Genomic DNA, 8,526 nt, shown 5'->3' with positions numbered 1-8,526 from the left:
AATCGGCGCTTGCCCCCGATCCAGGCCCCGTCGATGTCCGAGCAACCCAGCCCAGCCAACGCAGAACAAGCCTCCCCTGCCCGCCCCCGGCGCTTCCGCCGGCCCCGCTGGCTGGAATGGCGACAGCGCCTGGCGTTCTGGGTCGGCGCGCTGCTGGTGGGCCTGGTGGCGCTGGCCTTCGCCTGGCTGGCGGACCAGTCCTTCGCCCTGTTCAAGCGCATGCTCGGCGTCGCCCCCTGGCTGCCGCTGCTGGTCACCCCCGCGGGTTTCGCCCTGCTGGCCTGGGTCACCCAGCGCTGGTTCGTCGAGGCCAAGGGCAGCGGCATTCCCCAGGTAATCGCCGCGCTGGAGTCGCCTTCGCGGCGTTTCCGCGCCCAGGTGCTGGCGCTGCCGGTGGCCGCCGTGCGCATGGTCTTCACCCTGGGCGCGCTGCTGGTGGGCGGCTCGGTGGGCCGCGAAGGGCCCACGGTGCACGTCGGCGCCGCGGTCATCTACGCCTTCGGCCGGCGCCTGGGGCTGCACGGCCGGCGCACCATCGCCGGGCTGATCCTCGCCGGCGGCGCGGCCGGCATCGCCGCGGCCTTCAACACGCCGCTGGCCGGCATCGTGTTCGCCATCGAGGAGCTCAGCCGAACCTTCGAGCAGCGCTTCAGCGGCCTGGTGCTGACCGCGGTGCTGATCGGCGGTGCCGTCACTCTCGGGCTGATGGGCCACTACTCCTACTTCGGCGAGATCGGCGGCAGCCTGCCGGCGGGCTGGGGCTGGAGCGAGGTGCCGGCCTGCGCACTGCTCGGCGGCCTGCTGGGCGGGCTCTACGTCAAGTTGGTGCTGCCCACCCGGGCCGGCTGGCTGGGCCGCATGTGCCGCCTGCGCGAGCGCTTCCCGGTGCGCTTCGCCGGCGCCTGCGGGCTGCTGCTGGCGCTGCTGGGGCTGGCCTCGGGCAACCACGTGTTCGGCACCGGCTACGAGGAGACCCGCGCCCTGCTGGAGGGCCAGCCGATGACCGAGCAGAGCTTCCTGCTGTGGAAGTTCCTGGCCAACGTGGTGTCCTACCTCGCCGGCATCCCCGGCGGCCTGTTCTCGCCCTCGCTGAGCATAGGCGCGGCCTTCGCCCCGCTGCTGGCCCAGTTGCCTGACGTCAACCCGCAGACCTGCGCGCTGCTGGGCATGGGCGCCTACCTCGCCGGGGTGACGCGCTCGCCGCTGACCGCCTCGGTGATCGTCCTGGAACTCTCCCACAGCCCCGACCTGCTCATCCCCATGCTGGCGGCCACGGTCATGGCCGCCACCGTCTCCGGCTGGATCGCACCGGTCTCGCTGTACCACGCCCTGGCGCGGCAGATTCTGGACAAGTTGGCGCCGGTGTCGGGGCCTTGCTGACCCGGCTCAATGCGTGCAGGGCTGACGCCGGCCCCGCTCAATCCGCCGCGGCGAAATGCGCCATCTGGTCCGCATGCGCCTTGCGGAATGCCGGCCGGGCCATGGCGCGGGCGACGTAGGCGCTGCAGGCCGGGTAGGTCTGCAGCCCATCGAAGTGCTCGACCAGGCGCAGCACGTCGGCCATGAGGATGTCGGCGATGGAGAAGGCCCCGGCCAGCCATTCGCGGTTTTCCAGCACCCCGTCCATGTGCCGCAGCCGGGCCTGGACGAAGTCGTGCAGCAGCTTGTGCCCGGGCGTTTCGCTGGTGTCTCCGAGGAACAGGAAGAGCGCCCAGGGCAACACCGCCATTTCCACCGAGTTGAGCGCCGCGAACAGCCACTGGCTGACCTCGGCGCGGCCGCGCGGGTCGCTAGGCATCAGCGCCTCGCTGCGTTCGCCCAAGTGCAGCAGGATAGCGCCGCTCTCGAAGATCGAGAGTTCACCGTCGGTGAGCCAGGGCACCTGCCCGAAGGGCTGGTGCAGAAAATGCACCGGGCCGCGGTCGCGGAACGGCACGCCCTCCACGCGGTAGGGCAAGCCGGCCTCCTCCAGCGCCCAGCGCACGCGCAGGTCACGCACGAAGCCGCGCGGCATCTGGGGGACCCAGTCGAAGGTGGTGAGTATCAGCTCGGCCATGGGACACCTCCATGGGTAGGTCCTGCCCACTATAGCCCCTGCGCTCAGAGCGTCACCCGGACCGGCGTGTGCCCCGTGTGGGCCAGGTACCTGAGCAGGTCCGCGTAGCGGATGCACAGGGTCTGCGAATTGACCAGCGGGTGGAAGCCGACCAGGTCGTCCTGGCGGATGCCGTCGTCGAGCAGCACGGTGATGCGCTGTTCGCGGTCGTCGGCCAGGGCGAAGGGCGTGACCGAGCCGGGCGTCAGCCCCAGCATCGCCATCAGCCGCTCCTCGGAGGCGAAGGACAGTCGCGTCTCGCCGAGCTGGCTCGCCAGGGCGGCCAGGTCAGCGCTCTTGAGTTCGTCGAGGATCAGCAGGTAGTGGCGGCTGCCCTTGCGGTTGCGCAGGAACAGGCACTTGACGTTCTGCCCGGGGAATTCGATGCCCGCCGCGTGGAACTCGGCGATGGTGCCGAAGGCCGGGTGTTCGACCCGCTCGAAGGCGATCTCCAGCTTGTCCAGCAGTGCATACAGCTCGTCCTCTCGCATGTCTCCAGCTCCTGAGTGGTCGGTTTCCGTAGTGGCTAGGGCGCCTCCCAGCGCGACAGGTAGGCGACCATGGCCTGCTCCGCCTCGGCGCAGATCGCCTCGCTGATATGCCCCTCGGCCATGTAGCCGTACTTCATGCAGGCGAAGGCGATCTCCACCGCGAGGGTCGCCGCGTCCGGCTGCCGCGGCAGGTCGCCGAGCACGCCCAGGGTGTGCAGGCGCTCGCGCAGCAGATTGCCGATCATCGCATCCTTCTCTTCGTGGGCCTTGCGGTCGATCGGCGTGAAATTGCCGCGCATGAGCAGGGCGCCAGCCGCGGGATGGGCATTGTAGTAGGCGGCGACAGCGCGGATGACCTGGCCGATCGCCCCTTTCCAGTCGCCGCCGGCCGGCCAGCGCATGCCGACTATCAGCGCCCCGATGCGCGCCATCTGCAGGCTGGCCAGGTGGGCGAGCCTGCGCTTCCTCAGCTCGTACCTGGGCTACGTCCCGGCGCTGGCCCCGGAAGACTTCGACGTCTGCCCGGTGCTGCTGACGCAACCCGCCGAGGACCGCTGGACCCCGCTCGGCCTCAGCGAGCCCTTCCTCAAGCGCCTGCGGCGCATCCAGGTCACCACCCGGCTGCTGGACAACGCCGGGCACTATCCCCTGGAGGAACCGGGGCTGGGGCAGATGAACGCGGCGATCCTGGCCTTCGTCGAACAGGTCCTGGCTCGGCGGGCCGCTTGACTCCGGGCTGGCAGGCGACACCCATTTAGATCGTAAAGTTATCTAGTACGGATAAATAATTCCTTTATGACCTAGTCGAAATCCCCAATCATGCCGCCTTCGGCTCGACCGCGGGCCTTCGCGAGGTCTCGCGCCCTTCCCCGCCGAGCCCACGCCAGAGGCGCCCCTTGAGCCACTGCGGAGGGCCATGACATGCATGCCGACACCATCGCCACCTGGGCCCAGGTCATCGCCCGCGCGCTGCAGGCCAGCGGGCACGATCCGCGGCCGTTGCTGCGCAGTGCCGGGATAGACCTGGCGCAGCTGCAGGATGCCAACCTGCGCATTCCCCTGGCGCGCATGAGCGCCCTGTGGCGGGCGGTGGAGCGCACCACCGGCGATGCCAGCTTCGGCCTGCAGGTGGCGGCGCACAGCCTGCCCACCGATTTCCATGGCCTGTTGTTCGCCCTGCAGAGCAGCCCCACCGTGGGCGAGGCGCTGCAACGGGTGGTGCGTTTCTCGTCGGTGGTCAGCACCTCCGGCCAGGTCAGCCTGGAGCGTACGCCGGAGGCCTGCCGCCTGGTCTACCGGCGCATCGCCGGCGTGCAGGTCGAGCAGATGGCCACCGAGGCCCTGCTGGCTTCCGGGCTGCGCCATGCCGCGCCGATCTGGGGCTTGGGGGTGGTGCGCCGCGTACACCTGGCGCGCGCCTGCCCGGCGGATGCCCAGCGCTGGGAGCACCTGTTCGGCTTCCCGTTGCGCTTCGGCGCCGAGCACAACGCCGTGGACTATGACCCGCGCCTGCTGGAGGTGCCCCTGCGCAGCGGCAACAGCGAGCTGGCGCGCACCCTCGACGGCAGCCTCAGCGACTACCTCGAACGCCTGGCACGGCACGACCTGCCGGAGCAGGTGCGGCAGTCGATCATCCGCCAGATGCCGCGTGGCGAGGTACAGCAGGCGCTGGTGGCCGAAGAGCTGGGCATGAGCGTGCGCAACCTGCACCGCCACCTGCTGCGCCACGCCACCAGCTTCAGCGAACTGCTGGAGGACACCCGGCGGCGGCTGGCCTTCGACTACCTGCGGCAATCCCGCTGCTCGGTCAGCGAGGTCTGCTACCGCCTGGGCTTCAACGAGCCCAGCAGCTTCAACCGCGCCTTCCGCCGCTGGACCGGGCAGAGCCCGGGGCAGTGGCGCCAGCGCGAACTCGGCCAGGGCGCCGTCCCGTCGCCGGCGCCGCGGACATCGGTCCTGGCGCTGGCGGTGTGAGGCGCTGTCCGCAACGGACCATGGATTGTCCGCAAAAGCCCGTCCTTGCGCGCCCGGCGCGCCTAGCATCGGCAACCAGAGGGGCATGAGCCCCCGTCAAGCCGAAACCCGCCGTGCGTGCCACGGCTCTGCTGCAAGGACAAGCCATGAGCAAGACCCTTTCCCACGCCGCCCGGGCGGGCCTGGCGTTGCATCCGTTGGCCCTGGCGCTGCTGCTGGCCGCCGGCGCCGCCCAGGCGGCCGATGAGGACACAGCCGCCGAAACCGAGCCGCAAGCGCAGGCGGATACCCTGCAGAAGGTCACGGTCACCGCCCGGCGCCGCGAGGAAAACGCCCAGGACGTGCCCACGCCGATCACCACGGTCGCCGGCGAAAGCCTGGAGAAGCAGCGCATCTACAAGATCCAGGACCTGCAGCAGGCGCTGCCCAGCGTCAACGTCGCCTACATCCATGCACGCCAGTCCAGCCTGGCCGTGCGCGGCATCGGCAACAACCCGGCCAGCGACGGCCTGGAAGGTTCCGCCGGCATCTACCTGGACAACGTCTACCTGGGCCGCCCGGGCATGGCGGTGTTCGACCTGATGGACATCGAGCAGCTCGACCTGCTGCGCGGCCCGCAGGGCACCCTGTTCGGCAAGAACACCACCGCCGGCGTGCTCAACATCAGCACCCGCAAGCCGACTTTCACCGCGGAAAGCAGCGTCGAGGCCTCCGGGGGCGAGAACGGCTACTTCCAGGGCAAGGGCACTTTCTCCGGGCCGCTGACCGACACCCTGGCCGGACGCCTGTCGGTGTACCGCAGCCGCGACGACGGCTACCTGAACAACCTCGCCGACCACCGCACCCTGCTGGGCGGCGAGCGCGAGGGCGCGCGCGGCCAGTTGCTGTTCCAGCCAAACGACGACTTCAGCCTGCGCTGGATCAACGAGTACAACAGCGAGAATTCCAGCCAGGGCAGCGGCGTGATCTACGGCGCCTCCGACCTGTTCTGGAAACGCGCCAGCCTGGTCGGCGCGCACCCGGTGCTGGGCAAGTCCAACATCGACGGCCGGCAGAACGTCAGCGTGCACCAGAACGCCTCCTCGCTCGAGGCCAACTGGAAACTAGGCGGCGGCTACACCCTGACCTCCATCAGCGCCTACCGCTACTGGCACTTCAACCCGGCCAACGACTCCGACGAGCTGGAGGTGCCGGTGATCCGCGACCTCGGCTACGAGATCCACGACCGCCAGTTCTCCCAGGAAATCCGCCTGGCCTCGCCCACCGGCGGCGCCTTCGACTACGTGCTGGGCGCCTATGCCTTCAAGCAGGACCTGAACAACCGCTACTTCGTCGACCTGGGACCGCTGGCCGACCTCAACCTGATCGGCGCCAACCTCAATGCACTGAACAACGTCAGCAGCACCAGCAAGGGTAGGATCGAAACCGAGAGCTACGCGCTGTTCGCCCAGGGCACCTGGCACCTCACCGACAGGTTCGACTTCACCGCCGGCCTGCGCGGCACCTACGAGGAGAAGCAGGCACGGGTGCAACGCTACGCACCCGAAGGCGGCGCTGCGGTCGGCGGCCTGCCGGCGGCGGTGCGCGCAAGCCAGGCCGGCGCCTACGACTCCGGCGACCTCAGCCTGCACAACGCCGCGCCTTCGGCGCTGCTGAGCCTGAGCTACAAGTTCGACGACAACCTGCTGGGCTACGCCTCGCTGTCCCACGGCGAGAAATCCGGCGGGGTGAACCTCACGGTGGGCAGCGCCCCCAGCGCCGGGGCGGACTCTCTGCTGGTGGGCCCGGAGCGCGCCAACGACGCCGAGCTGGGCCTGAAGAGCACGCTGTTCGACCGCCGCCTGCTGCTAAACGCCAACCTGTTCTGGACCGGCATCCACGGCTACCAGGCCACCACCTACTACCAGCCGGCGGGTTCGGTCACCGGCTTCCAGGTGCTGGCCAACGCCGGCAAGCTGCGCTCGCGCGGCCTGGAGTTCGAGGCCACGGCCTTGCCGGTCCGCGGCCTGACGCTGAACTTCAACGGCTCCTACAACGACGTCAGCTACCTGTCGTTCAAGGACGCCCCCTGCCCCGCCGAGGTCAGCGCCCAGCCCGGCGCCCCGGCCACCTGCGACCTCAGCGGCGAGCGGGTGATGGGCGCCTCGAAATGGATCGCCAACCTCAACGGCGAATACAAGTGGCAGCTGGCCGACCGCTTCGAGCCCTACGTCACCGCCAGCTATGCGTACCGCTCCGAGGCCGAGGGCACCCTGGACAATTCCGACCTGTCGAAGATCCCCGGCTACGGCATCGCCAACTTCTCCGTGGGCCTGCGCCACGAGGTCGGCGACGGCCTGCTGGATGGCTCGCTGTGGGTGAAGAACGCCTTCGACAAGGAGTTCTACCAGGCGGTCATCGCCTCCTCCAACGGCCTCTACGTGGGCTACCCCGGGCAGCGCCGGATGGCCGGCGTGACCCTGCGCTACGACTTCTGAGGTGAACATGAGCCAAGCACAGATGCGCCTCGGCGCCTTCCTCATGGGCAGCGGCCACCACCTGGCCGCCTGGCGCCACCCCCGGGCCCCCGCCGGCGCGCTCGATTTCGCGCACTTCAGGCGCCTGGCGCAGACCGCCGAACGCGGCCTGTTCGACGCCATCTTCTTCGCCGACAACCTGGCCCTGCTGGGCACGCCCGAACTGGCCAGCCACACCACCCACGCCGAGGTGCTCGACCCGCTGATGCTGCTCGCCGCCCTGGCCTCGGCCACCGAGCGCATCGGCCTGATCGCCACCGTCTCCACCGCCTACAACGCACCCTACCTGCTGGCCCGCCGCTTCGCCTCCCTGGACCACCTGTCCGGCGGCCGCGCCGGCTGGAACCTGGTGACCTCGGCCACCGACCAGGAAGCGCACAACTTCGGCCGCGACCAGCACTTCGACCACGCCGAGCGCTACGCCCAGGCCGAGGAATACATCGACGTGGCCCTGGGCCTGTGGGACAGCTTCACCGACGACGCCTTCCTGCGCGACAAGGCCAGCGGCCGCTACTTCGACCCGGCGAAGCTGCACATCGCCGACCACCGGGGCGAGCACTACCGCGTGCGCGGCCCGCTGAACCAGCCGCGCCCGCCCCAGGGCCACCCGGTGCTGGTGCAGGCCGGCTCCTCCGAGCCCGGCAAGGAACTGGCCGCGCGCACCGCCGAGGTGGTGTTCACCGCGCAGCAGACGCTGCAGGACGCCCAGGCCTTCTACGCCGACCTCAAGTCCCGCCTGGCCCGCTACGGCCGCGAGCCGGACGAGCTGAAGATCATGCCCGGCCTGTCGCCGGTGCTCGGCCGCACCCAGGCCGAGGCCGAAGACCTCTACGCCGAGCTGCAGGACCTGATCGAGCCCCAGCTGGGCCTCGCCCTGCTCTCCGGCATGGCCGGCGGCCTGGACCTTTCCGCCTACCCGCTGGACGGCCCGCTGCCGGAGCTGCCGCCGAGCAACGCCATGAAGAGCCGCCAGGCGCTGTTCATCGACCTGGCCCGGCGCGAGAACCTGAGCATCCGCCAGCTCTACCTGAAGGTCGCCGGCGCCCGCGGCCACTGCACGCTGGTCGGCGGCCCCAGGCAGATCGCCGACCACCTGGAGCAATGGTTCACCAGCGGCGCCGCCGACGGCTTCAACATCATGCCGCCGCTGCTGCCGGATGGCCTGGACCATTTCGTCGAACTGGTGGTGCCGGAACTGCAGAGGCGCGGGCTGTTCCGCCGCGAGTACCAGGGCCGCACGCTGCGCGAGCACCTGGGCCTGCGTAGGCCCGGGCGCGGCATGGCGCATGCTGAGTAGGGCGAATAACCGTTCGCGGTTATCCGAGGATGACGGCGGATAACGCCGTAGGCGTTATCCGCCCTACGAACTATCGCGAACGCGGGAAGCCAGGTTCGCGAGCAAGCTCGCTCCTACGAAGAGCAAAAGCGGCTCTTGCTCTGGTTTTGGGAT

The 8,526-nt window shown here is 69.8% G+C and carries 8 protein-coding genes; 5 read left to right on the top strand and 3 right to left on the bottom strand.

Annotation, left to right across the window (positions count from 1 at the left end; all coding sequences use genetic code 11):
- Positions 1 to 33 precede the first annotated feature (33 nt).
- A complete protein-coding gene (locus DK254_RS22500; RefSeq protein ID WP_109935551.1) occupies positions 34 to 1,380 on the top strand; it encodes a chloride channel protein in 1,347 nt (448 codons plus the stop codon).
- Positions 1,381 to 1,417: 37 nt separating this feature from the next.
- On the opposite strand, the gene DK254_RS22495 is transcribed toward DK254_RS22500, so the two are convergent.
- The 3 genes from DK254_RS22495 to DK254_RS22485 are packed head-to-tail and all read right to left on the bottom strand — an operon-like array spanning position 1,418 to position 3,017.
- Positions 1,418 to 2,056, bottom strand: coding sequence for a glutathione S-transferase family protein (locus tag DK254_RS22495; RefSeq protein WP_109935550.1), 639 nt, complete (start codon positions 2,054 to 2,056; stop codon positions 1,418 to 1,420).
- Between the two features lie 44 nt (positions 2,057 to 2,100).
- Entirely contained in the window at positions 2,101 to 2,586 is a 486-nt protein-coding gene (locus DK254_RS22490) for a prolyl-tRNA synthetase associated domain-containing protein (protein ID WP_109935549.1), read from the bottom strand.
- 35 nt (positions 2,587 to 2,621) lie between these two features.
- The gene (locus DK254_RS22485; RefSeq protein WP_109935548.1) at positions 2,622 to 3,017 is read right to left on the bottom strand and encodes a hypothetical protein; all 396 of its coding nucleotides are present in this window, start codon (positions 3,015 to 3,017) and stop codon (positions 2,622 to 2,624) included.
- On the opposite strand from DK254_RS22485, the gene DK254_RS22480 reads away from it, so the two are divergent.
- From DK254_RS22480 to DK254_RS22465, 4 genes are all read left to right on the top strand, one after another.
- A complete protein-coding gene (locus tag DK254_RS22480) occupies positions 3,007 to 3,315 on the top strand; it encodes a hypothetical protein (protein WP_109935547.1) in 309 nt (102 codons plus the stop codon). The genes DK254_RS22485 and DK254_RS22480 overlap by 11 nt on opposite strands.
- A gap of 192 nt (positions 3,316 to 3,507) precedes the next feature.
- Complete coding sequence (locus DK254_RS22475; protein ID WP_109935546.1) at positions 3,508 to 4,560, top strand: AraC family transcriptional regulator; 1,053 nt, start codon at positions 3,508 to 3,510, stop codon at positions 4,558 to 4,560.
- Between the two features lie 146 nt (positions 4,561 to 4,706).
- Complete coding sequence (locus tag DK254_RS22470) at positions 4,707 to 7,037, top strand: TonB-dependent receptor (protein WP_109935545.1); 2,331 nt, start codon at positions 4,707 to 4,709, stop codon at positions 7,035 to 7,037.
- Between the two features lie 7 nt (positions 7,038 to 7,044).
- Complete coding sequence (locus DK254_RS22465; protein WP_109935818.1) at positions 7,045 to 8,373, top strand: LLM class flavin-dependent oxidoreductase; 1,329 nt, start codon at positions 7,045 to 7,047, stop codon at positions 8,371 to 8,373.
- The last annotated feature ends 153 nt before the right edge of the window (positions 8,374 to 8,526 follow it).

It is taken from the genome of Pseudomonas sp. RW407 (assembly GCF_003176655.1).
GTDB lineage: Bacteria > Pseudomonadota > Gammaproteobacteria > Pseudomonadales > Pseudomonadaceae > Pseudomonas > Pseudomonas delhiensis.
Note: the sequence above shows the minus strand (reverse complement) of the source record. Positions and strands in the feature narration are given on the sequence as shown.

What these genes read in the sequence shown, in the direction of transcription:
- DK254_RS22500 (WP_109935551.1), top strand. Translation starts at nt 34, where the DNA reads ATGTCCGAGCAACCCAGCCCAGCCAACGCAGAACAAGCCTCCCCTGCC.
- DK254_RS22495 (WP_109935550.1), bottom strand. Translation starts at nt 2,056, where the DNA reads ATGGCCGAGCTGATACTCACCACCTTCGACTGGGTCCCCCAGATGCCG.
- DK254_RS22490 (WP_109935549.1), bottom strand. Translation starts at nt 2,586, where the DNA reads ATGCGAGAGGACGAGCTGTATGCACTGCTGGACAAGCTGGAGATCGCC.
- DK254_RS22480 (WP_109935547.1), top strand. Translation starts at nt 3,007, where the DNA reads ATGCGCGCCATCTGCAGGCTGGCCAGGTGGGCGAGCCTGCGCTTCCTC.
- DK254_RS22485 (WP_109935548.1), bottom strand. Translation starts at nt 3,017, where the DNA reads ATGGCGCGCATCGGGGCGCTGATAGTCGGCATGCGCTGGCCGGCCGGC.
- DK254_RS22475 (WP_109935546.1), top strand. Translation starts at nt 3,508, where the DNA reads ATGCATGCCGACACCATCGCCACCTGGGCCCAGGTCATCGCCCGCGCG.
- DK254_RS22470 (WP_109935545.1), top strand. Translation starts at nt 4,707, where the DNA reads ATGAGCAAGACCCTTTCCCACGCCGCCCGGGCGGGCCTGGCGTTGCAT.
- DK254_RS22465 (WP_109935818.1), top strand. Translation starts at nt 7,045, where the DNA reads ATGAGCCAAGCACAGATGCGCCTCGGCGCCTTCCTCATGGGCAGCGGC.